Annotated in this window: 29 protein-coding genes; 13 read left to right on the forward strand and 16 right to left on the reverse strand. The window is 71.4% G+C overall.

The features are described 5' to 3' along the window. Positions 1-6: 6 nt before the first annotated feature. From V6M57_RS07200 to mnmG, 6 genes are read right to left on the reverse strand one after another with little or no spacing between them, the layout of a single operon-like run. Positions 7-990 carry a ParB/RepB/Spo0J family partition protein gene (locus V6M57_RS07200; RefSeq protein WP_332814310.1) on the reverse strand — a complete coding sequence of 328 codons (984 nt, stop codon included), beginning with the start codon at positions 988-990 and terminating at the stop codon, positions 7-9. Continuing rightward, the gene (locus V6M57_RS07205) at positions 980-1540 is read right to left on the reverse strand and encodes an RBBP9/YdeN family alpha/beta hydrolase (RefSeq protein ID WP_332814311.1); all 561 of its coding nucleotides are present in this window, start codon (positions 1538-1540) and stop codon (positions 980-982) included. Before V6M57_RS07205 ends, V6M57_RS07200 begins: the two co-directional genes overlap by 11 nt. 52 nt (positions 1541-1592) lie before the next feature. After that, positions 1593-2363: a ParA family protein gene (locus tag V6M57_RS07210; RefSeq protein WP_332814312.1), complete on the reverse strand. Its 771-nt coding sequence runs from the start codon at positions 2361-2363 to the stop codon at positions 1593-1595. Between the two features lie 7 nt (positions 2364-2370). Beyond that, positions 2371-2985, reverse strand: a complete 615-nt coding sequence (locus tag V6M57_RS07215; RefSeq protein ID WP_332814313.1) for a LysE family transporter — start codon at positions 2983-2985, stop codon at positions 2371-2373. 39 nt (positions 2986-3024) lie between these two features. Next, a complete protein-coding gene (gene rsmG, locus V6M57_RS07220; protein ID WP_332814314.1) occupies positions 3025-3669 on the reverse strand; it encodes a 16S rRNA (guanine(527)-N(7))-methyltransferase RsmG in 645 nt (214 codons plus the stop codon). Beyond that, positions 3666-5615 carry a tRNA uridine-5-carboxymethylaminomethyl(34) synthesis enzyme MnmG gene (gene mnmG, locus V6M57_RS07225; RefSeq protein ID WP_332814315.1) on the reverse strand — a complete coding sequence of 650 codons (1950 nt, stop codon included), beginning with the start codon at positions 5613-5615 and terminating at the stop codon, positions 3666-3668. Before mnmG ends, rsmG begins: the two co-directional genes overlap by 4 nt. A 128-nt stretch (positions 5616-5743) precedes the next feature. Between mnmG and V6M57_RS07230 the strand changes: the two genes are divergently transcribed. Both V6M57_RS07230 and V6M57_RS07235 read left to right on the forward strand, forming a co-directional pair. Further along, a complete protein-coding gene (locus tag V6M57_RS07230) occupies positions 5744-6325 on the forward strand; it encodes an NADPH-dependent FMN reductase (protein WP_332814316.1) in 582 nt (193 codons plus the stop codon). Positions 6326-6416: 91 nt separating this feature from the next. Next, a complete protein-coding gene (locus V6M57_RS07235) occupies positions 6417-7172 on the forward strand; it encodes a class II aldolase/adducin family protein (RefSeq protein ID WP_332814317.1) in 756 nt (251 codons plus the stop codon). 21 nt (positions 7173-7193) lie between these two features. Here the strand turns inward: V6M57_RS07235 and V6M57_RS07240 are convergent, their stop codons facing one another. Further along, positions 7194-8420 (reverse strand): hypothetical protein, encoded by a 1227-nt coding sequence (locus V6M57_RS07240; RefSeq protein ID WP_332814318.1) that lies wholly within the window; start codon positions 8418-8420, stop codon positions 7194-7196. A 101-nt stretch (positions 8421-8521) separates the two neighbouring features. Here V6M57_RS07240 and gstA point away from each other — a divergent pair, with 101 nt between their 5' ends. Then, positions 8522-9130, forward strand: coding sequence for a glutathione transferase GstA (gene gstA, locus V6M57_RS07245; RefSeq protein WP_332814319.1), 609 nt, complete (start codon positions 8522-8524; stop codon positions 9128-9130). Here the strand turns inward: gstA and V6M57_RS07250 are convergent. Continuing rightward, positions 9123-10325, reverse strand: a complete 1203-nt coding sequence (locus V6M57_RS07250; RefSeq protein WP_332814320.1) for a YbfB/YjiJ family MFS transporter — start codon at positions 10323-10325, stop codon at positions 9123-9125. The two genes, gstA and V6M57_RS07250, sit on opposite strands and share 8 nt — an antisense overlap. Positions 10326-10435: 110 nt before the next feature. On the opposite strand from V6M57_RS07250, the gene V6M57_RS07255 reads away from it, so the two are divergent. Together V6M57_RS07255 and V6M57_RS07260 are read left to right on the forward strand one after the other, a co-directional pair. Next, positions 10436-11545 carry an alkene reductase gene (locus V6M57_RS07255; RefSeq protein ID WP_332814321.1) on the forward strand — a complete coding sequence of 370 codons (1110 nt, stop codon included), beginning with the start codon at positions 10436-10438 and terminating at the stop codon, positions 11543-11545. A gap of 51 nt (positions 11546-11596) precedes the next feature. Beyond that, positions 11597-12475 (forward strand): pirin family protein, encoded by an 879-nt coding sequence (locus V6M57_RS07260; RefSeq protein ID WP_332814322.1) that lies wholly within the window; start codon positions 11597-11599, stop codon positions 12473-12475. 12 nt (positions 12476-12487) lie between these two features. On the opposite strand, the gene V6M57_RS07265 is transcribed toward V6M57_RS07260, so the two are convergent. Then, on the reverse strand, positions 12488-12883 hold the full coding sequence (locus V6M57_RS07265) for a hypothetical protein (RefSeq protein WP_332814323.1): 396 nt from the start codon (positions 12881-12883) through the stop codon (positions 12488-12490). A gap of 231 nt (positions 12884-13114) precedes the next feature. On the opposite strand from V6M57_RS07265, the gene V6M57_RS07270 reads away from it, so the two are divergent. Further along, complete coding sequence (locus tag V6M57_RS07270) at positions 13115-13594, forward strand: Spy/CpxP family protein refolding chaperone (RefSeq protein WP_332814324.1); 480 nt, start codon at positions 13115-13117, stop codon at positions 13592-13594. Positions 13595-13682: 88 nt separating this feature from the next. Here the strand turns inward: V6M57_RS07270 and V6M57_RS07275 are convergent, their stop codons facing one another. Together V6M57_RS07275 and V6M57_RS07280 are read right to left on the reverse strand one after the other, a co-directional pair. Then, complete coding sequence (locus V6M57_RS07275; RefSeq protein WP_332814325.1) at positions 13683-14207, reverse strand: hypothetical protein; 525 nt, start codon at positions 14205-14207, stop codon at positions 13683-13685. Between the two features lie 167 nt (positions 14208-14374). Continuing rightward, positions 14375-14938, reverse strand: coding sequence for an acyloxyacyl hydrolase (locus V6M57_RS07280; protein ID WP_332814326.1), 564 nt, complete (start codon positions 14936-14938; stop codon positions 14375-14377). A gap of 181 nt (positions 14939-15119) precedes the next feature. Here V6M57_RS07280 and V6M57_RS07285 point away from each other — a divergent pair, with 181 nt between their 5' ends. The 4 genes from V6M57_RS07285 to V6M57_RS07300 all read left to right on the forward strand — a co-directional run bounded on the left by V6M57_RS07285 (position 15120) and on the right by V6M57_RS07300 (position 19663). Then, complete coding sequence (locus V6M57_RS07285; protein WP_332814327.1) at positions 15120-15887, forward strand: endonuclease/exonuclease/phosphatase family protein; 768 nt, start codon at positions 15120-15122, stop codon at positions 15885-15887. A gap of 8 nt (positions 15888-15895) precedes the next feature. Beyond that, complete coding sequence (gene clsB, locus V6M57_RS07290) at positions 15896-17143, forward strand: cardiolipin synthase ClsB (RefSeq protein ID WP_332814328.1); 1248 nt, start codon at positions 15896-15898, stop codon at positions 17141-17143. After that, a complete protein-coding gene (locus tag V6M57_RS07295) occupies positions 17140-18294 on the forward strand; it encodes a lysylphosphatidylglycerol synthase domain-containing protein (RefSeq protein ID WP_332814329.1) in 1155 nt (384 codons plus the stop codon). The genes clsB and V6M57_RS07295 overlap by 4 nt, the downstream gene beginning before the upstream one ends. A 61-nt stretch (positions 18295-18355) precedes the next feature. After that, positions 18356-19663, forward strand: a complete 1308-nt coding sequence (locus tag V6M57_RS07300; protein WP_332814330.1) for a UdgX family uracil-DNA binding protein — start codon at positions 18356-18358, stop codon at positions 19661-19663. A 3-nt stretch (positions 19664-19666) separates the two neighbouring features. Here the strand turns inward: V6M57_RS07300 and V6M57_RS07305 are convergent, their stop codons facing one another. Next, positions 19667-20185: a hypothetical protein gene (locus V6M57_RS07305; RefSeq protein ID WP_332814331.1), complete on the reverse strand. Its 519-nt coding sequence runs from the start codon at positions 20183-20185 to the stop codon at positions 19667-19669. Positions 20186-20325: 140 nt separating this feature from the next. On the opposite strand from V6M57_RS07305, the gene V6M57_RS07310 reads away from it, so the two are divergent. Then, entirely contained in the window at positions 20326-20793 is a 468-nt protein-coding gene (locus tag V6M57_RS07310) for an SRPBCC family protein (RefSeq protein ID WP_332814332.1), read from the forward strand. Between the two features lie 57 nt (positions 20794-20850). Here the strand turns inward: V6M57_RS07310 and V6M57_RS07315 are convergent, their stop codons facing one another. From V6M57_RS07315 to V6M57_RS07325, 3 genes are all read right to left on the reverse strand, one after another. Then, positions 20851-21189 carry a hypothetical protein gene (locus tag V6M57_RS07315; protein ID WP_332814333.1) on the reverse strand — a complete coding sequence of 113 codons (339 nt, stop codon included), beginning with the start codon at positions 21187-21189 and terminating at the stop codon, positions 20851-20853. Then, positions 21186-22037 carry an SDR family NAD(P)-dependent oxidoreductase gene (locus V6M57_RS07320; protein ID WP_332814334.1) on the reverse strand — a complete coding sequence of 284 codons (852 nt, stop codon included), beginning with the start codon at positions 22035-22037 and terminating at the stop codon, positions 21186-21188. The genes V6M57_RS07315 and V6M57_RS07320 overlap by 4 nt, the downstream gene beginning before the upstream one ends. Before the next feature lie 165 nt (positions 22038-22202). Next, complete coding sequence (locus V6M57_RS07325) at positions 22203-22778, reverse strand: NnrU family protein (RefSeq protein ID WP_332814335.1); 576 nt, start codon at positions 22776-22778, stop codon at positions 22203-22205. 111 nt (positions 22779-22889) lie between these two features. Here V6M57_RS07325 and V6M57_RS07330 point away from each other — a divergent pair, with 111 nt between their 5' ends. Continuing rightward, the gene (locus tag V6M57_RS07330) at positions 22890-24839 is read left to right on the forward strand and encodes a sensor histidine kinase (RefSeq protein WP_332814336.1); all 1950 of its coding nucleotides are present in this window, start codon (positions 22890-22892) and stop codon (positions 24837-24839) included. Here V6M57_RS07330 and V6M57_RS07335 read toward each other — a convergent pair. Continuing rightward, on the reverse strand, positions 24819-25970 hold the full coding sequence (locus V6M57_RS07335; protein ID WP_332814337.1) for an arabinose transporter: 1152 nt from the start codon (positions 25968-25970) through the stop codon (positions 24819-24821). The two genes, V6M57_RS07330 and V6M57_RS07335, sit on opposite strands and share 21 nt — an antisense overlap. A gap of 189 nt (positions 25971-26159) precedes the next feature. Here V6M57_RS07335 and V6M57_RS07340 point away from each other — a divergent pair. Then, on the forward strand, positions 26160-26826 hold a 667-nt coding region (locus V6M57_RS07340), incomplete at its 3' end, for a sulfate ABC transporter substrate-binding protein (protein ID WP_332814338.1).

Below are 26826 nucleotides of genomic sequence, written 5' to 3' on the forward strand. Positions count from 1 at the left end.
CCAGCCTCAGGCGGCGCGCAGCCGCTCGATCAGTCCGTTCAGTTCGTCCAGCGAGCCGAAGCCGATCGCCAGCTCGCCGGCCTCCTCGCTGCGACCGCCCCGCTTGACCCGCTTCTTGACCCGGACCTCGACCTGCGCGGTGAGCAGGTCCGACAGCTCCTCCTCCAGCCGGCGCAGGTCGCGCGACTTCTCCTTCTTCGGCTTGGGTGAAGTGAGCTGGAACTCGGCGCCGAGCTTCCTGGCCAGCGATTCGGCCTCGCGCACCGAGAGCTTGCGGGCGGTGATCTGGTTGGCGGCCGTGATCTGGGCGGCCCGCTCCAGCGCCAGCAGCGCGCGCGCGTGGCCCATGTCCAGGTCGCCGGCCATCAGCATGGTCTGCACCGGCTCGGCCAGGTTCAGCAGCCGCAGCAGGTTGGACGCGGCGCTGCGCGAGCGGCCGACGGCCTGCGCCGCCTGCTCGTGGGTCAGGCCGAAATCGCGGACCAGTCGCTGCAAGCCCTGCGCCTCCTCGAGCGGGTTGAGGTCCTCGCGCTGGATGTTCTCGATCAGCGCCATCGCGGCAGCGGCCTCGTCGGGCACGTCGCGCACCAGCACCGGCACGCTGTCCAGGCCGGCCAGGCCGGCGGCGCGGAAGCGGCGCTCGCCGGCGATGATTTCGTACACCGGCCGCCCCGCGGAGGGCTCCGTCGCAGGGGCGGGTCCGTGCGACGCTCCATTGCGGCGCAGCCGAGCTTGTTCGTCGCTCAAGCGACGAACAAGGATCGGCTGCATGATGCCCTGCGCCTTGATGCTCTCGGCCAGCTCGTACAGCGCGCCCTCGTCCATCCGGGTGCGCGGCTGGTACAGGCCGGGGACCATGTCCGACAGCAGCAGCGAGGCGGGCTGGCCGGGGCTGGTGCCCTGCGTGTCGGCGCCGCCGTCGTTGCCGGCGGTGGGGCCGAGCAGCGCTTCGAGGCCGCGGCCCAGGCCTTTGGGTTTCCTAGTCACCATGTGTGTTCTCTCGAGTGTTCATCAGGTCCCGCAGCAGCGCGTGGCCGCGCGGCCAGCTGCCCAAACCGGAGTCGGCATTGAGGTGGCCGGCCCCGCCGTGATCGACGAGGCGGCTGCGCCAGGCCTGCGCCAGCTCGCCGGCGCGGTCGAACGTGCAATACGGGTCGTTGCGGCTGGCCACCAGCACGCTGGGAAAAGGCAGCGGCTGTCGCGCGATCGGCGCCCAGCCGGGCAAGCGCTCGCGCAGCTCCACCCGCTCGGTGTCGGCGGGCGCCACCAGCAGGGCGGCCGCCACCCGCGCCGTGTTGCGCGACACGCCGGCCCAGGCGGTGACCAGGATGCAGCCCAGGCTGTGGGCCGCCAGCACCAGCGGCCGGTCGCCCGCCAGCACCACCTCCTCCAGCCGCGCGATCCAGTCGCCGCGCAAGGGCCGCATCCAGTCGTGCTGCTCGACGCGCCGATAGCCGTGCTGCGCCTCCCACAGCGATTGCCAGTGCTGCGGCCCGCTGTTCTCCCAGCCGGGCAGCAGCAGGACCTCGGCCGCCTTCATCTGCTATCGAATGAAGAGCAGAAGAGCCAGGATTGGCGCGACATCCGCCTCATCACATCTTCGCCACGCGGGCGACCATCTCGTTGGCGAAATCGACGAAGGCCTGGCTGCCGCGGGCCGAGGGGTCGAACACCACGCCGGGCAGGCCGTAGCTGGGCGCCTCGGCCAGCCGCACGTTGCGCGGGATGACGGTGTCGAACACCTTCTCCTTGAAGTGCGCCTTCAGCTGTTCGCTCACCTGCTGCTGCAGCGTGATGCGCGGATCGAACATCACGCGCAGCAGGCCGATGATCTGCAGGTCCTTGTTCAGGTTGGCGTGCACCTGCTTGATCGTGTTCACCAGGTCGGTCAGGCCTTCGAGCGCGAAGTACTCGCACTGCATCGGCACGATCACGCCATGGGCGGCGCACAGGCCGTTGAGGGTGAGCATGGACAGCGAGGGCGGACAGTCGACCAGCACGAAGTCGTATTCGCCCTGCACGCCGGCCAGGGCCTCGCGCAGGCGGCGCTCGCGCCGCTCCACGTCGACCAGCTCCACCTCGGCGCCGGCCAGCTCGCGGTTGGCGCCCAGCACGTCGTATCCGCACTTCTCGCTGCGAACCCGCGCTTCGGCCACGCTGGCGGACTCCAGCAGCACGTCGTAGACGGTCAGCGCCAGCTTGCGCTTGTCCACGCCCGACCCCATGGTGGCATTGCCCTGCGGGTCCAGGTCGACCATCAGCACGCGCTGGCCGACCTTGGCCAGGCCGGCCGCCAGGTTGACGGTGGTGGTGGTCTTGCCGACGCCGCCCTTCTGGTTGGCAACGCAAAAGATCCTGGCCATGGCCCGCCTACTTCGACAGGGCCAGCTTGACGCCGAAGCCGAGCAGGAACAGCCCGGCCAGCTTTTCCAGGGTGCGGCCGATCAGCGGGTTGGCCCGCAGCCGCTCGGCCAGGAAATGGGTCAGCAGCACGGCGACCAGGCCGTAGGCCAAGGTCAGGACGGCGATGGTGCCCGCCATCACGCCGAAGGTCAGGACACCCTGGTGGCGCTGCGGATCCACGAACAGCGGAAAGAAGGCCATGTAGAACACGATGGCCTTGGGGTTGAGCAGCGTGATGGTGGCGGCCTGCCGGAAGTAATGGCCGGGGCGGATGGTCAGGATCGGCGCCGCGCCCGCCTTGGCCAGCAGCATCCGCAGGCCCAGCCAGGCCAGGTAGGCCGCGCCCAGCCACTGCACCGCATGGAAGGCCGTCGGGTAGGCCAGCAGCAAGGCGGCCACGCCTGCGACGGCCGCCCACATCAGGACCTGGTCGCCGGCGATGATCCCGAAGGTCGCCGCCATCCCGCCGCGCAGGCCGCCCTTGCCCGTGGAGGTGATCAGCGCCAGGTTGCCGGGGCCGGGGATGGCCAGGAAGATGATGATGGCGGCGACGAACGCGCCATAGTCCGCGACCCCGAACATGAATCCCCCGGTGTTGTCCTGTAGAGCGGCGAGTGTAAGTCAGCCGCCGTGGCGCGCCGGCCGCATCCAGACGATGCAGCGCTCCGCGCCCAGCCCCGGGACGGTGAGCTGTTCCACGTGGAACACTTCAATGTCCTCGGGCAGGGCGTCCATTTCCTCCTGGGGTCGGCGGCCCTTCATCGCCAGCCAGACCCCCTGCCCCGCCAGCGCCTGGCGCGAGCCTTGAACGAAGTCGGCCAGGGACGAGAAGGCGCGCGAGCTCACCACCTCGTAGGGGCTGCGCACCGCTTCCACCCGGGCGTGGATGCCGCGCAGGTTGGGCAGCTTCAGGGCCGCCGCAACCTGCTGGATGAAAGCCGCCTTCTTGCCGACGGCGTCCACGCAATCGACCTGCCAGCCGGGGCAGCCGATCGCGACCACCACGCCCGGCAGGCCGGCGCCCGAGCCGACATCCAGCAGCCGCCCCGAGTCGCCGCCCTGCCGCCGCAGCGGGGCAAGCACCGCCAGGCTGTCCAGCAAGTGGTGGGTCAGCATCTCGCCCGGGTCACGCACGGCCGTCAGGTTGTAGACGCGGTTCCACTTGCCGATCAGGTCCAGGTAGCCCAGCAGCTGCTCGACCTGCGCAGGCTGCAGCGACAGGCCCAGCGCCGCCAGGCCCGCATCCAGTCCGGCGCGCAGGCTCATGCCGCCTGCTTGCGCTGGTTGGCGGCGTCGGCGAATCCCTGGAACCGGCTCTTCTTCAGGTGGATCAGCAGCAGCGAGATCGCCGCCGGCGTCACCCCCGAGATGCGCGAGGCCATGCCCAGCGTTTCCGGCCGATGCTGGTTGAGTTTCTGCCGCACCTCGATCGACAGCGCCGCCACCTGCATGTAATCCAGCTCGGCCGGCAGGCGCAGGTTCTCGTAGTGGGCGGCACGCTCGACCTCGTCCTTCTGGCGCTCGATGTAGCCGGCGTACCTGGCGCCGATCTCCAGCTGCTCCAGCACCGGGCCGTACAGGTCGCCCAGTGTTTCACGTGAAACAGCCGGGCTGGCATGGCGGCCGCCGTCCAGCGACATCAGCTGCTCGTAGCCGACGCCCGGCCGGCGCAGCAGGTCGGCCAGGTTGTGCTCGTGCTCGATCGCCTTGCCCAGCACCCGCTCCGACTCGGCGGCCGGCAGGTTGCGGGGGCTCACCCAGGTCGAGCGCAGCCGCTCTGTTTCACGTGAAACAGCGTCGCGCTTGCGATTGAAGCGGTCCCAGCGCTCGTCCGGCACCAGCCCCAGGCTGCGGCCGGCCTCGGTCAGCCGCATGTCGGCGTTGTCTTCGCGCAGCTGCAGCCGGAACTCGGCCCGGCTGGTGAACATCCGGTACGGCTCGGTCACGCCCTTGGTGATCAGGTCGTCCACCAGCACACCCAGGTAGGCCTGGTCGCGACGCGGCAGCCAGGGCTCGCGCCCCTGGCACTGCAGTGCCGCATTGATGCCGGCGAACAGCCCTTGCGCCGCCGCCTCTTCGTACCCGGTGGTGCCGTTGATCTGCCCGGCGAAGAACAGGCCACCGATCTGCCGCGTCTCGAAACTGCTCTTGAGCGAGCGCGGGTCGAAGTAGTCGTACTCGATCGCATAGCCCGGCCGCAGGATGTGGGCGTGCTCCAGCCCCGGCAGGGTGCGCACCAGCGCGTACTGGATGTCGAACGGCAGGCTGGTGGAAATCCCGTTGGGGTAGAACTCGCGGGTGGTCAAGCCCTCCGGCTCCAGGAACACCTGGTGGCTGTCCTTGCCGGCGAAGCGGTTGATCTTGTCTTCCACGCTCGGGCAGTAGCGCGGCCCCACCCCTTCGATCCGGCCGGTGAACATCGGACTGCGATCGAAGCCGGAGCGGATGATCTCGTGGGTGCGCTCGTTGGTGTGCGTGATCCAGCAGGGCAGCTGGCGCGGGTGCATGTCGGCCCGTCCCATGAAGCTGAACACCGGCAGCGGATCGAGGTCGCCCGGTTGCTCCTCGCATTTCGAGAAGTCGATGGTGCGGCCATCGATGCGCGGCGGCGTGCCGGTCTTCAGCCGGCCCTGCGGCAGCTGCAGCTCTTTCAGCCGGGACGACAGCGACACCGCCGGCGGGTCGCCCGCCCGCCCTGCCGCATAGTTGTTCAGCCCGACGTGGATCTTGCCGTCCAGGAAGGTGCCGGCGGTCAGCACCACCGTGCGCGAGCGGAAGCGGATCCCGATTTGCGTCACCGCGCCGACCACGCGGTCGCCCTCCACCATCAGGTCGTCCACCGCCTGCTGGAACAGCGTCAGGCTGGGCTGGTTCTCCAGCCGGCGCCGGATCGCCGCCTTGTAGAGGATGCGGTCGGCCTGGGCCCGGGTCGCCCGCACGGCCGGCCCCTTGGAACTGTTGAGGATGCGGAACTGGATGCCCGCCTCGTCGGTGGCAAGGGCCATCGCCCCGCCCAGCGCATCGACTTCCTTGACCAGGTGGCCCTTGCCGATGCCGCCGATCGAGGGGTTGCAGCTCATCTGGCCGAGCGTCTCGATGTTGTGGGTCAGCAGCAGCGTCTTGCAGCCCATGCGGGCGGCCGCCAGCGCCGCTTCGGTGCCGGCATGGCCGCCGCCGACCACGATGACGTCGAATTCTTCTGGATAAAGCATGGGGAGGCGCCGGTTCCGGGGCGCAGCGGTCGCTGGGGAAGGCCGCGATTTTACGGTCGGCGTGCGATTCGCGCGCCAGCAAGCGCTTACTGGCCGTGCGGCCCGCATGGATGTGGTGCAATCCCGGGATGCGCCTACTCGTCTTCGCCGGCAGCACCCGCCAGCACTCCTACAACCGCCGGCTCGCCGGCGTCGTCGCCCGCATGGCCCGGCAGCAGGGCGCCGAGGTCACGCACCTCGAACTGGCCGAGTTCGAGGTCCCCATGTACAACGCCGACCTGGAAGCCGGCGGTACGCCGCCGGACGTCATGCGCCTCAAGCAGATCGCCTGGGAGCACCCGGCCTGGATCATCTGCGCCCCGGAGTACAACGCCAGCTACCCGGCCCTGCTGAAGAACACCCTGGACTGGCTGTCCAGCCCGGTGAAGTCCGATCCGCTCTGGAGCGACGGCTTGCGTTCCACGCGCGGCAAGGTGGTCGGCCTGCTCAGCGCATCGCCGGGCGCGCTGGGAGGCCTGCGCTCCCAGGGCCACCTGGCGCCCCTGCTGCTCAGCCTGCACTGCTGGCTGGCGCCCGAGCACTACGCGCTGGGCCGCGCTGCCGAGGCGTTCGATGCCGCCGGCGAACTGGTCGACGACGGCGCGCGCCGCCGGGTGCAGGCCGTGCTCGGGCAGGTGCTCTGGGCCGCGGCCCGGCTGCAGCCGGGTTGACCCGCGGCCCCGGGCGCTGTCCCGGCGCGGACAAGCGCACCGGCCGCCGCCGGTGAACAATGCCCGTTCCACCTGCCGCCCAGGAGCCGCCATGAACATCGCATCGATGAAGGAAGTGGTCAGTGCCGAGGAATGGGAGCTGCGCGTGCAGCTCGCCGCCTGCTACCGGCTGGTGGCCCTGTACGGCTGGAGCGACCTGGTGTTCACGCACATCAGCGCACGCGTGCCCGGCCCCGAGCACCACTTCCTGATCAATCCCTACGGGTTGATGTTCGACGAGATCACCGCATCCTCGCTGGTCAAGGTCGACCAGCGCTGCAGCAAGGTGATCGACTCGCCCTTCCCGGTCAACCCCGCGGGCTTCACCATCCACAGCTGCATCCACGATGCGCGCCCCGACGTCGGCTGCGTGCTGCACACGCACAGCCGCGCCGGCGTGGCCGTCAGCGCGCAGAAGTGCGGCGTGTTGCCCATCAGCCAGCAGAGCACCTTCGTGCTGGCCTCGCTGGCCTACCACGACTACGAGGGCGTGGCGCTGCGCGACGACGAGAAGCCGCGGCTGGTGGCCGACCTGGGCGACCGCAACTTCCTCATGCTGCGCAACCACGGCCTGCTGGTGGTCGGGCCGACCGTCGCCGACGCCTTCCTCTCGATGTACATCTTCGAGAACACCTGCCGCATCCAGATCGACGCGCAGGCGGGCGGCGAGCTCGTGCAGGTGAACCCGGCCATCCTGAACGGCCTGGCGCAGGTGATGAAGACGGTCACCACCGGCCAGGGCGCCCAGATCGCCTGGCCGGCGCTGCTGCGCAAGCTCGATCGCGCCGACCCTTCGTACCGGACTTGAGAAGCGGGTTTCCCCGCGCCCTCAGCGGCCGAACAAGCCGCGCAGGCCCTTTTCCACCGTTTCGCCCAGCTGCGACGCCGCCCCGGACCCCGGCAGCGACACCCCCACCGGCGTCACCGCCGGCTGGTCCAGCGTGCCCGCCACTTGCAGCGGCACGCCGGCCAGCGAGCCCAGCGCCCCCGCCACCAGCTTTGCGTCCACCCGGCCACTGAGCGAACGGTCCGCCGCCAGCGTGACATGGCCGGTGGCCGACAGCAGCCCCGAACTGGCGACCAGGTTCGTCAGGTGCACGACGCGGCCCTGCGTGGCCACGTTGCCGGTCAGGGTGTCGAGCGCGGTCTGGCCGGCCCGGCTGGCACCCAGCGTGCGCACGGCCTGCGCCAGGTCGACGCCCTGCAGCACCGCATCGCGCACCGTGAAGCGGGTCTGGCTGCGCAGCGCATCGGCCAGCGCCGAGGGATCGCGGAAGTCCGCCTGCAGGCTGCTGCGCGCCTCCAGCCGGCCGGTCAGCGTGCGGCTGGGCGCGGTCAGCGCGGACACCTCGACCCGGTCGGTCGCCAGCTCGCCCGTCAGGCGCCATGCCCCGTTGCGCTGCGGCTGCAGGCGCAGCGGCCCGCTGACGGTGCCGCCGCCGATCTCGGCGCGCAACCTCCAGGCATCCGCCTCGCGCTGCAGGCGCGCCCTGGCGCCGGCGAAGCGACCCGCCACCACTTCCACGCGCAGGGACTGCGGCAGCGGCTCGCTCTCGAACGCGACTTCCGCGTCGACCGTCATCCGCTGCGACTTGGCATCGACCCAGGTCACGCGCTCGAGCACGATGCGCCGCGGCAACGCGGGCGCCGCCGCTTCACCGCCGGCAGGCCGGGCGCCGGGGGCGGACGACTCCTGTTTCTGCAGCCGCGTGGCCAGCGCCACCAGGCCCTGTTGCGGCAGCACCGCATTGCGCACCACCAGCGCGTCCAGTTCCGGCCGCCCGGCCAGCAGCGAGGACCAGACCGGGCGCGCCTCGACCCGCTCCAGCGTGAGCGCCGGCCGCGTTTGCACCCGCACGTCGTTCACCGCCACCGAGGGCGCCGGCCAGACGGCCAGCTGGATGCCCCCCAGCTGCACCGGCACGCCCAGCGCCTGCGAGGCCTGCTGCTGCGCGCGCTGGCGGAAGTCGTCGCTGGCCGTCCAACGCCACAAACCGAACAGCGCCGCCGCCACCAGCAGCACCACGCCGAGCCCCAGGCCCAGCAGCCATTTCATCCAGCTCCGCATGCATGGATTCTCGCAAGGCCCGCGGCAGCAGGGAATCCGCTGCCGGGCTAGCATCGCGGTTTTCCGCTCCCCAACCGCCTTTTTCCAACATGAAGCTTTACTACTCACCCGGTGCCTGCTCGCTGTCCCCGCACATCGTGCTGCGCGAGGCCGGCCTCGCCTTCGAACTGGTGCTGGCCCCCACCAAGACGCACAAGCTGCCCGACGGCACCGACTACTACGGCATCAACCCGCTCGGCTACGTGCCGCTGCTGGAACTGGACGACGGCACCCGCCTGCGCGAAGGACCGGCGATCGTGCAGTACATCGCCGACCAGGTGCCGACCCGGAACCTGGCGCCGGCCAACGGCACCCTGCCGCGCTACCGCCTGCAGGAGTGGCTGACCTTCATCGGCACCGAGGTGCACAAGTCGTTCTCGCCACTGTTCTTCCCGGCCATGCCCGAGGAAGGCAAGCAGATCTACCGCGACCGCATCGCCGGCCGCCTGCAGTGGGTCGACGGCCAGCTGGAGGGCAAGCAGTACCTGATGGGAGATGCGTTCAGCGTCGCCGACGCGTACCTGTTCGTGGTCACCAACTGGGCCAAGCCCATGAACCTGGACCTGTCCGGCTACAAGCACCTGCTGGCCTGGCGCGAGCGCATGGCGGCGCGCCCGGCGGTGCAGGAAGCGATGAAGGCCGAAGGCCTGCTCAAGTAGGCGCCGGCCGGGGCAGCGGCTGCTGGCGCCACGCCAGCAGCGCACCCAGCCACAGCGCGCCGGCCGAATACAGCAGGCCGCGCGCCAGGCCGCCGGGGCCATCGGCGATCCAGCCGACCACCGTCGGGCCGACGATCTGGCCGGCGGCGAACACGATGGTGAAGGCGCTGATCCCGCTGGCCCAGTGCACCGGCGCCAGGTTGTGCCGCACCAGCGCGGTGGTCGACGCCACCACCGACAGGAACACCCCGCCGAACAGCAGCCCCGAGGCCAGCACCAGCGGCCACGCCGCGGTCAGCGCCGGCATCAGCGTGGCCACGCCCAGCAGGCCATTGAGCAGCGCGAGCGGCTGGCCGCCGTGGTAGCGGTCCAGCAGCCCGGCCCACAGGCGCGACGACGCCATCACGGCGGCGCCCAGCAGCGCGTAGAACAGCGTGACCTGGCCGGGCCCCGCGCCCTGCTCGCGCAGCAGCGCGATCACGAAGGTCATGTAGCCGATGTAGCCGACGCCGAACAGGCTGTAGCCGGCCAGCCCCGGCCCGAAGTCGCGCCAGGCGAAGGGCCGCGCACCCGCGTCGGCGTGCGCGGCCGACACCCCGGCTGCGGCGTCGGCCAGCACGCGCGCCGGCCACGCCATCACCGCCGTGCCGCCGACGCAGGCCAGCGCCAGCACCCACCAGGCCCAGGCCCACCCGTGCCGCACCGGCGCCGCCGCCTGCAGCACCACCGGCACCAGCAGCGCCGACACCGCGATTCCGAGCCCGGTGCCGCCGTAGTAGATCCCCAGCAGCAGGCCGCCGCGCCGCGGCTGCAGGCCGGCCAGCCGCGCGGCCAGCACGCCGCCGGCAATGAACACGAAGGCGCTGGCGACGCCCGCCAGCAGGCGCTGCAGCAGCAGCGGCGCCGCCTCGACGAAGAAGCCGGACAGGGCCATGAACACGCTCGCCAGCGCGGCGCCCACCAGCAGCAGGCGCGAGGCGCCGGCGCGCGCCAGCAGCCAGGGTGTCGCCAGTGCGCCAAGCAGGTAGCCCAGGGCATTGGCGGTGTTCATGCCCCCGGCCAGCGCATACGACCAGTGCAGGTCCTCGCGCATCGGCGGCAGCAGCAGCGCGTAGGCAAAGCGCGTGATGCCCAGCGACACGGCGGCGCCGAGCGACAGCGCGAGGGCAAGGGAGAGGTGGGGGATGGGCGCCATCGTTGCGGCTCGCCCGGCATTGTCGGCGATGGCACGAAACGCATCGTCTTGCAAGCGGCGGGGGCTTGGCCGGTCCGCTACGCTTGCCTGCAACAAGGACCCCCGATCCCATGCCCAGTCTCTTCGATCCCGTGCGCGCCGGCGACCTGGCGCTTCCCAACCGCATCGTGATGGCGCCGCTCACGCGCAACCGCGCACCGGGCGCGGTGCCCACCGCCCTGATGGCCGAGTACTACGCGCAGCGCGCCAGCGCGGGCCTGCTGGTCTCCGAGGGCACCGCGATCAGCCACCAGGGCCAGGGCTATGCCGACGTGCCGGGCCTGTACACGCCCGAACAGCTCCAGGGCTGGAAGCGCGTCACCGATGCCGTCCATGCGCGCGGCGGCCGCATCGTCACCCAGCTGTGGCACGTGGGCCGGGTGTCGCACGTGGAATTGCAGCCCGGCGGCCAGCCGCCGGTGGCGCCTTCCGCCATCGCGGCGAAAACCAAGACCTTCCTGATTCGCGACGGCGCCGGCGGTTTCGTCGAGACCTCGGTCCCGCGCGCGCTCACGGCGCAGGAGCTGCCCGGCATCGTGCAGGACTTCCGCCGCGCCGCGCACGACGCGGTGGGCGTCGCCGGCTTCGACGGCGTCGAGGTGCATGCCGCCAACGGCTATCTGCTCGACCAGTTCCTCAAGCGCGGCGCCAACCAGCGCGACGACGCCTGGGGCGGCCCGATCGAGAACCGCGCCCGCCTGCTGCTGGACGTGATGCGGGCGGTGGCGCAGGCGGCCGGACCGGGACGCACCGGCGTCCGGCTGTCCCCCATCACGCCGGCCAACGACATCCACGACCCCGAGCCGCAGCCCCTGTTCGAGTACGTGGTGCGCGAGCTGGCGCCGCTGGGCCTGGCCTACGTGCACGTGATCGAAGGCGCGACCGGCGGTCCGCGCGAGCTGCCGGACCGCCCGTTCGATTTCGACGCCTTGCGCCGCATCTACCGGGATGCGGGCGGCCGCGGCGCCTGGATGGTGAACAACGGCTACGACACCCCGCTGGCCGGCCGCGCGCTGGCGCACGGCGCCGACCTGGTGGCGTTCGGCCGCAGCTACATCGCCAACCCCGACCTGGTGGAGCGCCTGCGCACCGGCGCCCCGCTGAACAAGCCCGACCGGGCCACCTTCTACGGCGGCGGCGCGGCCGGCTACACCGATTACCCCGCGCTGCAGCCCGGCTGAGCTCGAAAAATGCGTCTCTGAAAAATGCGTCTCTGACCCCAATTGATGGCGATGAACACGACCGTGCAACAGCCGCGCCGGGTCGAGCGGGTGGTGACCGGGCAGGCGACGCAGGATGGCGCGGGCGTCAAGCTCACGCGCCTGCTGACGCAGGACCTGCAGCAGCGGCTCGACCCCTTCCTGATGCTGGACAACTTCGCCAGCGACGATCCGGACGACTACGGAGCGGGTTTCCCGGACCACCCGCACCGCGGCTTCGAGACGGTCACCTACATGATCAGCGGGCGCATGCGGCACCGCGACAGCCGCGGCCACGAAGGCCTGCTGCAGAACGGTGGCGTGCAGTGGATGACGGCCGGCCGCGGCCTGGTGCACAGCGAAATGCCCGAGCAGGAAGCCGGCGTGATGGAGGGCTTCCAGCTCTGGCTGAACCTGCCCGCGCGCGACAAGATGCGCGAGCCCTGGTACCGCGACATCCAGGGCGCCGAGATCCCGGAACTGCGCACGCCGGAAGGCGTCACGGTGCGCGTGATCGCCGGGGAAAGCCAGGGCGTGCGCGGCAGCGTGCAGCGCGAGGTCACCGAGCCGCTGTACCTGGACCTGCAATTCGGCGCCGATCCGGCCCAGCGCTTCGAGCAGGCCCTGCCTGCGGGGCACAACGCGTTCGTCTGCGTCTACCGCGGCAGCGTGCAGGTGGGCGAAGGCGAACGGGCGACGGTGGTGGCCGCCGGGCGGCTGGCGGTGCTGGCCAACGAGGGCGACGGCGTGCTGCTGCAGCCGGCCGTCGGCAGCAGCGAGCCCCCACGCGCGTTGCTCATCGCGGGCCGGCCCCTGCGCGAGCCGATCGCCCAGTACGGGCCGTTCGTGATGAACACGCGCGAGCAGCTGGTCGAGGCCGTCGAGGACTTCAATCGCGGCCGGTTCGGCTGAGCCGCCCGCGCGTCACTGCGAGGGTTCGGCCGGCTGCGCGTCGGGCGCGGGGCCCGAGTCGGCCTCGCGCACCTCGTCCCAGCTGCGCACCTGTTCCAGCACACGCGAGACGTTGTGCCGGATCGCCGAGCTGATGCCGGTGCGCTGGTCGGCGGCCCGGAAGGCGTCGCGCTGGGCCCGCACGCGCGAGTCGTGCAGCACCACGGCCCCGCTGCTGTCGCGGCTCTCGGCCGGCAGCGGCTCCACGTCGCTGAGCACCTGCCCCGGCACCGGCTGGGGCGGTCCGCTCTCGGTTTCCCCCGGCTGCACCGACTGCCCCTGTGCGCCGGCCGCCAGCCCGGCCAGCAACGCCAGGCAGGCCACGTGCCAGGCCAGCGGCGATCCCGTGGGCTCTTGCTGGATGTCCATGCACCGATGCTGGCCCGGCGGCAGGGCTGCGTCTGTGGCCGCAGGCGCGCACTTGCCGTAGGACACGCTCGCATGGCCCGCCCACCCGGCCACTGCTGTCACGCGCAGCGCCCAGCCTTTACACCGGCGCTACCTTGGATGCATGGCCGGCTTACATCGGGCCGCCACACTGCCTCCCAACCTGAGGCGTATGGAATGCCGACAGGCTCTTTCGGAAAGGATGCAAGGACCATGAAACTGAATGCCCGCAGGTACCTGATGGCCGCCGCGCTGGTCGCCGGCATCACCGGGGTGACCGCCATTGCGCAGACCCAGCCGCCCGTCGCGGCCGGGGCGGAAGGCAAGCATGGCCACCACTTCGACCGCGCCAAGATGGCCGAGCGCGCCAGCCAGCGCCTGGCCGACCTGAAGCAGAAGCTCCAGGTCACCCCGGCGCAGGAAGCGGCCTGGACCAGCTTCGCCAACGCCATGCAGCCGCCCGCGCAGCGCCCGCGCGTCGACCGCGAGGCCATGGCCCGCATGACCACGCCCGACCGCATCGACCACATGCGCTCGCTGCGCGAGCAGCGCCAGGCGGAAATGGATCGCCGTGCCGATGCCACCAAGGCCTTCTACGCCCAGCTCAGCGCCGAGCAGAAGAAGACCTTCGACGACGAGACCGCCCGCATGTTCCAGCGCGGCGGCCGCCACATGCATCGCCATCACGGCTGATGCCGGCGCGGCCCCGCGGCCGCACGGAAAAGGAAAAAGCCTGCCGGCTAGCGCCGCGCAGGCTTTTTGTCGACCGGACCCCGCGCAATCAGTTCAGCAGCGGGTCATCCGGATTCCAGTTCGGCCGGCCACCGACCATGGTGCTCACTTCGCCGGCTTGGTGCGGCACCCGCTGCACCACCTGCTCGGGCGAATAGAGCACGCGGCCGTCGTCCACCACCGGGTTGTAGGTCTTCATGTTCGGCACGCCGTTGGTCCAGGTGCTGAACTCGCCGGCCCGTGTCGGGACGTTGCTGGTGACGGTGGCGCTGTAGTGGGGCACGACGCGCGCGTCGGCCGGCGCGCCCATGACCACGGTGTGCGGCGACGAGGCGCTGTCCAGCGGAACGCCGGTGGCACTGGTCACCGCCGCGTCGCCCGCGCTGCTCACCGGCGCGGGATGCTGCAGCGGCTCGTTGGTGGTCAGCATGTTCGGCTGCCCGTGGGTCACGGTGCTGGCTTCGCCGGCCTTCACCGGGACGTCGCTGGTGGGGCTGGCCCCGCCCGCATACGCTCCGCCGGCCGCCAGCAGGCCGGCCATCAGCAGTGTTGTGGTTGTCCTGGTTTGTTTCATGATGCTGTCCTCTCTCGAATGATCAAAAAGCAGCGCCCCATGCAAGTGGGGCGTGAGAGAACCTTAGCGCCGGGGCCCGCGGCGCCCTGCCGGACGCCCGGCACGGGCCCTGTAGGACGGGTGGGTTGGCCGGCGCGCGGGCGAACCTCGGCCCTGTGCAGGCCGCGTCAGAATCGCGCCGAGTAGCGCAGCAGCACCAGGTCCAGGCCCGGATTGGGTTTCTTCAGCCCGGCATTGGAGGTATGCTGCCAACGCAGGCTCCACTCGTGCCGGCCCTGCTCGCCGAACTGGCGGCCCAGCGCCAGGTTGTCCGAGAAGTTCCAGCGCGAGCCCATGCTGCGCGCCGGCGTGGAGAACAGCCGGTCGGTCAGGGACAGGCCGATGCCGCCCTCGATGAACCAGGGCGAGCGGCCTTCGTCCAGCCGATAGCGCAGCAGCGGCAGCACACCGATCTGCGTGTAGCCCTGGCGCGAGCCGGAGAGGCCGCGCGCACGCCAGTGGCTGGCGAACAGTTCCGTCTGCAGACCGAACTCGCCGCCGAGCGCGTGCGCGCGCCAGGCCCAGGGCCACAGCAATCCGGCGCTGGCCGCGCCCAGGTCGGTCTCGCCGCCGCCAGCCTGCACGAACACCGCGCCGGGCCGAAGGCCCTCGGCCTGGGCCGCCGTGGCGGCGAGGCCGCCGGCGAACAGCGCGGCGCAAAGCAGGACATGGCGGGCGGCTTGGATCGGCATGGGCATGCGGCGGCAGGCTCGGAGTGTGCCGATTTTGGGCCAAGCGCGGCGGGCGCGGGGCACCCTGCGCGCAGTCGCACGCCCTTTCCCAGCAAGCGCCACGGGCGACCCTGCCTGCCGTCCTACACCCTACCGCAGAGCGGACCGGTACAACCCTCAGGCGAAAGCCAGCACGACCGGTATGACAGAGATCTCGGCCACGGCCGCGCCGCTGACGGTGATGACGGTCAACATCCACAAGGGGTTCAACTTCTTCAACCGCAAGTTCATCCTGCCCGAGCTGCGCGACGCCGTCCGCAAGGTGGGCGCCGACCTGGTGTTCCTGCAGGAAGTGCTGGGCACCCACGAGGGCCACGGCCGCAAGGTGGTCGACTGGCCCGACGGCCCGCACTACGAGTTCCTGGCCGACACCATCTGGCCGCAGTACGCGTATGGCCGCAACGTGGTCTATCCCAAGGGCGATCACGGCAACGCACTGATGTCGAAGTTCCCCATCGTCTCCTACCAGAACCACGACGTGTCGCTGCCGGGGCCGGAAAAGCGCGGCCTGCTGCACTGCGTGCTGCGCATCCCCGGGCAGCCGGTGGAGGTGCATGCGGTCTGCGTGCACCTGGGGCTGGCCGAGTCGCACCGCGCGCAGCAGCTGGACCTGCTGTGCGAGATGGTGCGCAGCGAGGTGCCGGACAACGCGCCGCTGATCGTGGCCGGCGACTTCAACGACTGGCGGCGCCGCGCCAACGCCCTGCTGGAGCGCGAGATCGGCCTGCGCGAAGTCTTCGTCAATGCCTATGGCGAGCCGGCGCGCACCTTCCCTTCGCGCTTCCCGCTGCTGTGCCTGGACCGCATCTACGTGCGCAACGCCTCGGTGCACCTGCCGGTGGTGCTGCCGCGCCGGCCCTGGTCGCACCTGTCGGACCACGCGCCGCTCGCCGCCGAGATCCGCCTGTGAGGCAAGGCATGGCACTGCGCTGGCACGACGGCAACCGCTTCACCCTGCTGGAGAACGGCGAGCAGTTCTTCCCGCGCGTGTTCGCCTGCATCGCCAACGCGCGCAAGGAGGTGGTGCTCGAGACCTTCATCCTGTTCGAGGACAAGGTCGGCCTGCAGCTGCACGAGGCGCTGGTCGCCGCAGCCCGGCGCGGGGTGCAGGTGGACGCCACCATCGACGGCTGGGGCTCGCCCGACCTTTCCGAGCGCTTCGTCGCCACGCTGTGCGAGGCCGGCGTGCGGCTGCACGTGTTCGACCCCGGCCCGCGCCCGTTCGGCCTGCGCCCCAACCTGCTGCGGCGCCTGCATCGCAAGATCGTGGTGGTCGACGGCGAGGTCGCCTTCATCGGCGGCATCAACTACTCGGCCGACCACCTGGGCGATTTCGGCCCGCAGGCCAAGCAGGACTATTCGGTGGAAGTGCGCGGCCCGCTGGTGGGCGAGATCCATCGCTTCGCCCACGCCGCGCTGGCCGCCGGCTCGCGCCACAACCCGACGCGGCGCTGGTGGCGCTGGCGCCGGCAGGCCCGCGCCGACCCGCGCGAGCTGCCCCATGCCGGCCGCGCCCGCGCCCTGCTGGTGACCCGCGACAACGGCCTGCACACCACCGACATCGAGCGCCAGTACCGGCTCGCGATCCGCGCCGCGCGCGAGCGGGTGGTGATCGCCAACGCCTACTTCTTTCCCGGCTACCGGCTGATCCGCGACCTGCGGCAGGCGGCCCGGCGCGGGGTCGACGTGCGCCTGATCCTGCAGGGCACGCCCGACATGGCGATCGTCAAGGTCGGCGCCAGCGCCCTCTACAGCCACCTGCTCAAGGCCGGCGTGCGCATCTTCGAGTACTGCGAGCGGCCGCTGCACGGCAAGGTCGCGCTGGTCGACGACGACTGGTCCACGGTCGGCTCCAGCAACCTGGACCCGCTCAGCCTGCAGCTCAACCTGGAGGCCAACGTCGTCATCCGCGACCGCGACTTCAACGCGCTGCTGCACGAGCGGCTCGACGCCCTGGTGCGGGAGAGCTGCCGCCAGGTGCAGCCCGAGGCGTTGCAGGGCGCCGGCGGCCTGCTTCACCTGCTGCGCAGCTTCATCGCCTTCCACCTCGTGCGCATCTACCCGACCGTGAGCGCCTGGCTGCCGCGCCACCGCCCGCGGCTGATCCCGGCCGTGCCGCAGGCCCTGGCCGCCGCCGGCGCCTCCGTCGCGGAGGAGCACCGATGAACACGCATCCGGCTCGCTCGGGCGATCTCGCGGCCCCGCATCCCCATGGCCACCGGCACGGCCATGCGCATGCGCACGCCCACGCGCATGGCGCGCACGACGGCCACGGCGCGGCAACGGGGCACCGGCAGCGGCTCGGACGGCATGGCGGGGCGGAGCGCCGGCGACTGAGCCAGCGGCCGTGGTGGCCCTGGCTGCGCCGCAGCGCCTCGCTGCTCTTCTTCGGGCTGGTCGGCTGGCTGCTCTGGCGCTACGCCCGCAACATCGCCTGGGGCGAGGTGATGCAGTCGCTGCGCGACCTCCCGCGCCCGGCGCTGGCCGCCGCGGTGGGCCTGGCGGTCGCCAGCCACCTGCTGTACGCCTGCTTCGACCTGATCGGCCGCCGCTACACCCGCCACACGCTCAGGACCGGCATCGTGATGGCGGTCACCTTCGTCAGCTACACCTTCAACCTGTGCATCGGCTCGCTGGTGGGCGGCGTCGGCTTCCGCTACCGCCTGTATTCGCGGCTGGGCCTGAAGACCGGCGTGATCACGCGCATCGTGTCGATGAGCATGCTGACCAACTGGCTGGGCTACAAGCTGCTCGCCGGCTTCCTGTTCCTGGTGCATCCGCTGGCACTGCCGCCCGAATGGAAGATGGGCAACCACGGGCTGCAGTGGGCCGGCGCCGCGTTGATCGCGGTCTCGCTCGGCTACGTGCTGGCGTGCTGGAAGATGGGCGACCACGTCTGGCACTGGCGCGGCCATGAGCTGTACCTGCCGCCCTGGCGCATGGCGGTGGTGCAGATGACCATCTCCTGCCTCAACTGGAGCCTGATGGCCGGGGTGATCTGGGTCCTGCTGCAGCGCCAGCTGCCCTATCCCGACGTGCTCACCGTGCTGCTGGTGGGCGCCATCGCGGGCGTGGTCCTGCACGTGCCGGCCGGGCTGGGCGTGTTCGAGGCCGTGTTCATTGCCCTGCTGGGCCACCGCATCGGCGAGCCCCAGCTGCTGGCGGCGCTGCTGGGCTACCGGGCGGTCTATTACATCGGCCCGCTGATGATCGCGGCGCTGCTGTACCTGCTGATGGAGGCGCGCGCGCGCAAGCTCAAGCGCCGTGCGCACGTGGGCCGGCCGCCGTCCTCGCAACCGCAGGAGAGCGCGCCATGAGACGCCTCGGCCCGCGCCCCCACGCCAGCACGGACTGCCGGCCCGCAAGGGCGGCGCAGCCATGACCATGCCGCGCCTGTCCGGCGAGACCGACCTGGCGGGCTTCCGCCAGGAGGCGCGCCAGCTGCTGGCGCACCAGGTGCCGCCGGACGAAGTGCAGTGGGAAACCGTGCACACGCTCAGCGACGACCTGCACGCGCAGCCGGTCGACCTGCAGGCGGCCGGCAAGCCGCAGGAGTTGCCCCGCGCCGCCGCCGCGATCGTGCCGGCCTCCTTCCTGCGCCTGTGCGAGGTGGTGGTGCTGCACCAGGACGCGCAGCGCTTCGCCCTGCTGTACCGCCTGCTGTGGCGCCTGGTGCACGAGCCCGCGCTGCGCACCGACCCGCTGGACGCCGACATGCAACAGGCCCAGCAGATGGCCCAGTCGGTGCGGCGCGAGATGCACAAGATGAAGGCGCTGCTGCGCCTGCGCCCGGTGCCGGACGACACCCGGCCGGGCGAGACGCTGCACCTGGCCTGGTTCGATCCCACCCACCACATCGTCGAGGCACTGGCGCCCTGGTTCGCGCGCCGCTACCCGGCGCTGCGCTGGGCCATCCTGACGCCGCAGCGCTCGGTGCGCTGGGACCGCGAGCGGCTGCTGCTCGGGCCCGGCGCGCGGCGCGAGGACGAGCCGGGCCCGCGCGGCAGCGACGCGCGCTGGCTGGCGGCCTACCACCGGGTCTTCGGCCCGGCGGCGGATGCGGCCACGCCGGTCGAAGCCGCCTCCGCGGCTTCCGACGGCGGCATCGCCTCGCTGGAGCAGCTCAAGGCCGCCACCATGCGCTGCCGCGAATGCCCGATCGGCGAACATGCGACCCAGTCGGTCAATGGCGAAGGCCGGCTGCATGCGCCGCTGATGCTGGTGGGCGAGCAGCCCGGCAACCAGGAAGACCTGCAGGGACATCCCTTCGTCGGCCCGGCCGGCCGCCTGCTGGACCGTGCGCTGGAGGCGACCGGCATTCCGCGCGACAGCGTGTTCGTGTCCAACGCGGTCAAGCACTTCAAGTTCGAACTGCGCGGCAAGCGCCGCATCCACAAGAGCCCGAACCAGCGCGAGATCGCCGCCTGCCTGCACTGGCTGGAGGACGAGATCGTTCTGGTGCGGCCCGAGGCGCTGGTGGCATTGGGCGCCACGGCGGCGCGCGCCCTGCTCGGCCGCACCATCTCCGTCACCGCCAACCGCGGCAAGTGGCTGGAGCGTGCCGACGGATTGAAGGTGCTCGTCACGCTGCACCCGTCCGCCCTGCTGCGGCTGCTGCCGGCGGACCGGGAGCAAGGCTTCGAGGCTTTCGTGGCCGACCTGAGCAAGGCGAAGGCGGTGCTCTGAAGGCTATTCGCGCGAACGCTCGGTGCCGCCGCGCGTGCCGCGCCTGACCTTGTCACGGGCGCGCTGCTGCTTGCGGATGCCGCTCTCGTCGCCCTGGCGCGGCGCCACGTCGACGCCATCGCGGTTGCGCTGCGGGCGCAGGTCCTGGTCCGGCGTGGCGGGGCGGCCCTGGTCCGGGCTGGACGGCCGGTCCAGCCCCGGATCGCGCGGCACCGACGGGCCGGGCTCGTTGCCGGGCAGGGGCCGCGGCGCCTTCAAACCAGCGGCGGGCAGGTCCTCCGTGCTCTGCACGCCGAGCCCGCCCTGCGGCGGGCCGGACATCGCGCCCAGCCCGGCCTGGGCGCCGGCCATCGTGGGCCGGCCCTCGAAGCTGGCGGCCGAGCCGGCCTTCTGCCCGTGCGCATCGGACAAGGTCAGCAGGGCCACGGCCAACGCCGCCGCGACGGCGGCCCAGTGCCATGGCCGGTGCTGGATCTTCATGGCGGCCTCCTGGCGGATGAACGTGCCGGCAGTGTCGCGCATGAAGCGGTGCGTCGACGAGGCGCCTTGCACGACAGAACACGTAGGACCCGGCTGTCTGCCGGCGCCATAGGCCAAGCCCTACGAGGCGACGGGGCGCACTCCGGCTGACGCGGCAGCGGCGCTCGCCGATAAACCCGGCCATGCCCACCTCCACCATCGTGCGCGTGCAACGCGCCTTCGACTGCACGGCCGAGGCGATCTACGATGCCTGGCTCGACCCGCGACTGGCACGGCAGTTCTGGTTCGCCACGCCGCCGACCGGCGAAGTGATCCGCTGCGACATCGAGCCGGGCGTGAACGGGCGCTTCACCATCGTCGACCGCCGCCCGCTGGAGGCCGACTCCTCGCGCCGCATCGACGTGGAGCACAGCGGCCGCTTCCTGCAGCTGGACCGGCCGCGCCGCATCGCCTTCACCTTCGGGCTGCCGCAGTTCCAATCCCATGAAACCGCGGTGATCCTGGACATCGAGCCGCAGGGCGACGGCTGCCTGCTCACGCTGCGCCACGACACGGGGCCGGCCGACGAGGAAACGCGCGACATGCTGGACAGCGCCGAGGAAGGCTGGAGCACCGTGCTGGCCAACCTGGAGCGCGCACTCAAAAGCTGATCCGCCGCAGATCCAGCGCTTCGCCGGTCAGGCCACGCGGGCGGCCGCACCGCACACTCAGGATCTAGCCGACGGCGGCAGCGTGCGCTCGCCGCTGGCCGGTGAACCGCGTCGCAGCTCCGGCTTGTTGCCGCTGCCGACCTGCATCTCCTTGTCGCTGCGGCTGTGCGGCGTGCGCCGGCCTTCGTTGAGCTGCGTCGGCGCCTTGTCGCCCATCTTGTTGCGGTCGTTGGCGATCTTGCCGCCCATCGGCGCCTTGCGGTCCTGCGGTCCGGTGGAAGCGACGCTGCGGCGGCGCGCCTGCTCTTCGACCGCGGCGGCACTGCCGACCATGCCCGAATCCGGGTGCTTGTCGCGACTCTGCTCGCGGCGAAGGAAGTCCTGCTTCTTGCTCATGGCTCTTGCTCCATGCGGGGGTGTTCGTGCGTGGTACCGGCGTGCTCCTGCTTGCCGCTGTCCGGCTCCGGCTCGGCGATCTTGCGGTGCACCTGCACCACCGTCTGCGCCGGCGCCACCTTCGAGGTGGCCACCTGGAGATCGTTGCGCCAGCCGGTGACGACGTCGGCCTCGCCCCGCAGCATGGCGTCGAAGCCGAGCCGCGCCACGTAGGACGGGTCGTCCTTCTTCTGGCGGGAGCCGGCGCGCGTATCGGCGAAGTGGGCGCGCTCGAAGAAATCGGTGTCGGTGGGCCCGGGGATCAGCAGGGTGACGGTGACGCCGGAGTCCCTGATCTCGTTGCGCAGCGCATGGGCGAACGCATCGACGAAAGCCTTGCTGCCGTTGTAGACCGCGTGCAAGGAGCCCGGCGGGAAACCGGCCACGGACCCGGTGAGCAGCACCCGCCCGCGACCGCGCGCCACCATGCCGCGCACCACGTGCTGCAGCAGGTACAGGGTGCCGGTGATGCGGGTGTCGATCACGTGCTGCAGCTCGCCGAAGTCCTGCTCGAGGAAGGGGCCGGCCAGGCCGTGGCCGGCATTGGCCATCAGCACGTCGACTTCATGGCCCTGCAGTGCCTGGATCAGCGGGTCCACGCCCTGGCGGCTGGCGAGCTCGGCGCGCACCGCCTGCACCCGCCGCGCGCCGGCCGCCTTGAAATCGGCGACGGCGTGCTCGAGCGGCCGATCGGCCGCCACGACCAGGTCATGGCCGTGCTGCGCGGCGAGCCGTGCGAGGTGGTAGCCGATGCCCGAGGAAGCGCCGGTCACCACCGCCAGCGGGCGCGGCGCCTTCAGATCGTCCATGGGAAGTCCTCCGTCGGATGCGGACGATTCTGGAAGGTGTGCCCTTCGACAGGTGTCGGACGGAGCCGGGCCCGGGTGTTGCCGTGTGTCCTGCTGCGAGCGCTCGCAACCCGTCACGCGCAGGCCGCTTGGGTGGCGGCGGTCGCCGACTCTCCAGCGCGCGACTCAGAACGGCCGCACGCCGATCAGCCAGGCATGCAGCCAGAACGCGAACACGCCATAGGCGAGCAGCCCGACCGCCAGCGTGGCGACGGTTCCGGTGGCGGTGCCGGCGGCGTACTGCACGTGGCCGGCCCGATCACGCCGGCGCGCGGCCCCGAAACTGAGCACTGCCCACAGCAGGAACGCGCCGAACAGCACCACATCGGCCAGCGTGCCATTGGCCAGCAGGTGCGCCAGGGCCCACGCCTTCACGCCCAGCACCATCGGGTGGTGCAGCCGGGCCTTGATGGCATTGCGCGGCACGTATGCGGCCACCAGCAGCACGAACGAAACCAGCACCAGCAGCGCGGCCAGGTGGTTCATCGCGCGCGGCGGCGTCCACAGCACCACCGGCTGCTGCCGCGCCAGGCCGTAGCCCCAGATCACCAGCACGAAGCCAACCAGGGAGACGACGGAATAGATCGCTTTCCAGGGCATCTCGCCGATGCGCGCCATCCAGCGCCGGCGTGCTCCTTCGGCAAAGATGCGCGTGGAGTGGACGCCCAGGAACAGCACCAGGCCCAGCAGGAGCATCGCCATCGGTTCACCTCGTCGTGGTTGATCGTCGGCCTGCATTGTGCTCGACAGCAGCGGCGGCGGGCAGGTCCGCGGCGCCCCACGACGGTGCCAGTCCCGCTAGAGTGGAAGTTCGTGACCAGCACAGGTGCCCCCTCCGTACGACGCAAGACGGATTCGCTGCTCGGCTATGCGGCCGCGGTGCTCCTGAGCGCCGCCTTCCTGGCGCTGCGCTTCGCGCTGGAGCCCTGGCTGCGCAACCAGGCGCCGCTGATCATGCTGCTGGCACCGCCCATCCTGGCGGCCTGGGTGGGCGGTTTCCGCGCCGGTGCGCTGGCCACGCTGATCTGCGCCGTCGCCGGCGAGGCGCTGTTCGTCCACTCGCGGGCGACCAGCACCACCGAGCAGCTGCGGCTGGCCATCTTCACCGCCTACGGCCTGCTGTTCAGCTGGCTGATCGCCTCCTGGCGCAGCGCGCTGCGCGAACTGCAGGCCGAGCATGGCAAGCTGCTCGCAGTGCGCGAGAAGCTGTCCGTGCGGGAACGGCGGCTGCGGGAGACCCTGGAAGCGTCCCCCTCCGGCATGATCGTGGTCGGCCCGCAGGGTCGCATCGAGCTGGTCAACCGGGAGGCGGAACGCCAGTTCGGCTACACGCGCCAGGAGATGGTCGGCATGGCCATCGACGATCTGGTGCCGCCAGGGGATCGGCCAGGCCACGCCCGGTTGCGCGAGGGCTACCACGCCGCCCCCGTCCGCCGCCCGATGGGCCCCGGGCGCGAGCTGCACGGGCGGCGCAAGGACGGCTCGGTCTTCCCGGTGCAGATCGGGCTGAACCCCGTCGAGGGCATGGCGTCCGGCCTGGTGCTCGCATCGGTGCTCGACATCAGCAGCCAGCGCGCCGCCGAGGCGGCCCGTCGCGACAGCGAACAGCGCGCGCGGGCCGCGCAGGACGCCCTGCTGGAGAACGCCGCCATGTTCCAGTCACTGGCCGACAACATCGCGCAACTGGCCTGGATGGTCGAACCCGACGGCTCCAGCCGATGGTTCAACCGGCGCTGGTACGAGTACACCGGCACCCGGCCGGGCGAATCGGAGGGCTGGGGCTGGCAGGGGGTGCACCACCCCGACCACCTGGCGCGCGTCATGGCCAAGTTCCGCCAGCACCTGGCCAGCGGCGAGCCCTGGGAGGACACCTTCCCGCTGCGCAGCCGCACCGGCGAGTACCGCTGGTTCCTCAGCCGCGCCTTCCCGCTGCGCGACCATGGCGGCCGCATCGTGCGCTGGTTCGGCACCAACACCGACATCACCGACCACCTCGAAGCCGAAGCGGCCCTGCGCGAGGCGGATCGACGCAAGGACGAATTCATCGCGATGCTGGCGCACGAGCTGCGCAACCCGCTGGCGCCGGTGCGCAACGCGGTCGAGATCCTCAAGCGCACCGACACCGGCGATGCCCGGCTGGTTCGCCTGCGCGACATCATGGACCGCCAGGTCGGCCACATGGCCCGGCTGATCGACGACCTGCTGGACGTCAGCCGCATGGCCCGCGGCAAGCTGACCCTGCGCCTGACGCGCTGCGACCTGGCGGCCATCGCCTGCCAGACGGCGGAGGACTACCGCCCCAGCCTGGAGGCCAGCGGCCAGCAACTGGTGCTGGACTGCGGCGGCCCATTCTGGGTCGAGGGCGACCCGGTGCGACTCGCCCAGATGCTGGGCAACCTGCTGAACAACGCCGTCCGCTTCCAGCAAGGCCCCGGGACGGTGGAAGTGCGCACCCGGGCGGACCCGGCCACCGGGCAAGTGCACCTGTCGGTGGCCGACACCGGGATCGGCATGGACCCGCAGTTGCTCGGGCGCCTGTTCACCCCTTTCTCCCAGGCCGACCAGGACATCGCGCGCACCCAGGGCGGACTGGGCCTCGGCCTGGCCCTGGCCCGCGGCCTGGCCGAACTGCACGGCGGCCGCATCGTGGCCGAGAGCGAGGGCCCGGGACGCGGCTCGCTCTTTCGCATCTCGCTGCCGCTGGCGCCGGTGGACGCTGCGACGGCGGCCGGCAACGCGGCGTCAGGCGCGGCCGGCGGCTGATCGCTGCATCGCCAGCGCCAGCACGAGCGAGGCCAGCGCCCCGATGGCCCCGGCCAGGTACACCGCCGCCAGTCCCGCCTGCAGCGCCAGCAGCCCGCCCAGCGGACCGGCCAGCCCCATCGAGAGGTCCTGGAACGCCACGTAGCCGCCCATCGCGGCGCCGCGGCTTTCCGGCGGTGCGCGGCGCACCGCCTCCACGCCGAAGCCCTGGAACGCCAGCGCATAGCCACCGCCGGTGAGCGCGGCGCCCGCGCAGGCCGACAGCTCACCCGGCGCCCACCAGATCATCAGCTGCCCGGCCGCCTCGACCGCCACGCACACCGCCGCCACCCGGGCGCCGCCGAGCTGGTCGGGCAGGTGCCCCACCAGCAGCCGGGCGACGATGAAGCCCGCGCCCAGGCTGGTGAAGGCCAGGGCGGCACTGCCCCAGCCGCGCTCCACCCACAGCAGCGCGACGAAGGCGTTGATGGCGGCATAGGCGAACGAGGACAGCGTCAGCGCCAGCCCCGGCAGCTTGACCAGGCCCACGACCTTGTAGAACGCGGGCCGCTCCACCGGCGCCGGCCGCTCGCCATGGATGGCCGCCACGATCGCCAGCGTCAGCAGCGGCACCAGCACGGTGGCCCACGCAATGCCGGCGTAGCCCCAGCGCGCATAGGCCCAGCCGCCGGCGGGCGCGCCGGCCGCGTAGGCGCCGAACAGCGCCATGCCGATCCAGCCGATCACCTTGCCCGAGTGCTGCGGCCCGAGCCGCGCGATGCCCCAGCTGAGCGCCGCGGTGATGACGAAAGGCTCGGCGATGCCGGTGAGCAGGCGCGCGGCGACGAAGAGCAGGTACGACAGCGCCGGGCGGTCGGTGAACGCCAGCGCGACGAAGTACATCACGCCGACCCCGCACACGCCGACCAACCCGAGCGGCACCGCCACCTTCGGCCCGCGGCCGTCGCTCACCTCGCCGGCCCACAGGCGGCCGACCAGGATCGAGGCCACGTACTGCGCGCCCATCAGCACGCCGACGAAGAAGGTGCCCAGGCCCAGCATGTCGTGCACGTGGCGGGGGAGCACCGGGAAGGCCATGCCCATGGGGAAGAAGCCCACGAAGACCGCCAGCATGAGCGGCAGCAAGGGCACGAATGCGGACCAGAGGGAAGCACCGGTGCGCGCAGAAGGAATCGGGGACGTTGTCGCCACGTCAGGATGGTGCCATCCCGCCGGCGCCGGAATGCTTATGCCGATAAGCAACTGACAACTCAGTCGTTCGCGCTTCACGCGCCGACTTCCAGAATGCAGCGCTTCCCAAACTTCCGTTGACATCTGGCCATGAACGACCGCAGAACCTTCCTCAAGACTTCCGCGACCTACCTGCTCGGTGCCGGGGCGCTCCCGGTTGCGGCCCAGCAGCCGCTGCAACTGCTGAACGTGTCCTACGACCCCACGCGCGAGCTGTACACCGAGTTCAACGCTGCCTTCGCAAGGTATTGGAAAGCGCGAACCGGACAGGACGTGCAAGTGCGGCAATCGCATGGCGGCTCCGGCAAGCAGGCCCGTTCGATCCTCGACGGGCTGGAAGCCGACGTGGCGACCCTCGCGCTGGCCGGCGACACGGACGCGCTGGTCAAGAACGGCGGCTGGATCCAGCCGGGCTGGCAGAAGCGGCTGCCGCACAACGCCTCGCCCTACACCTCCACCATCGTGCTGGTGGTGCGCGCCGGCAACCCGAAGGGCATCCAGGACTGGGACGACCTGGCCCGGCCGGGAGTCCGCGTAATCACCCCCAACCCCAAGACCTCCGGCGGCGCTCGCTGGAACTACCTGGCAGCCTGGGAGTTCGCCCGGCGCAAGTACGGCAGCGACGCGCAGGCGCGCGAGTTCGTAGCCAAGGTCTACGGCAACGTGCCCGTGCTCGATGCCGGCGCACGCGGATCGACCATCACTTTCGCGCAGCGCAACCAGGGCGACGTGCTGGTCGCCTGGGAGAACGAGGCCT

Source organism: Ramlibacter sp. (genome assembly GCF_036676645.1).
Classification (GTDB): Bacteria; Pseudomonadota; Gammaproteobacteria; order Burkholderiales; family Burkholderiaceae_C; genus Ramlibacter.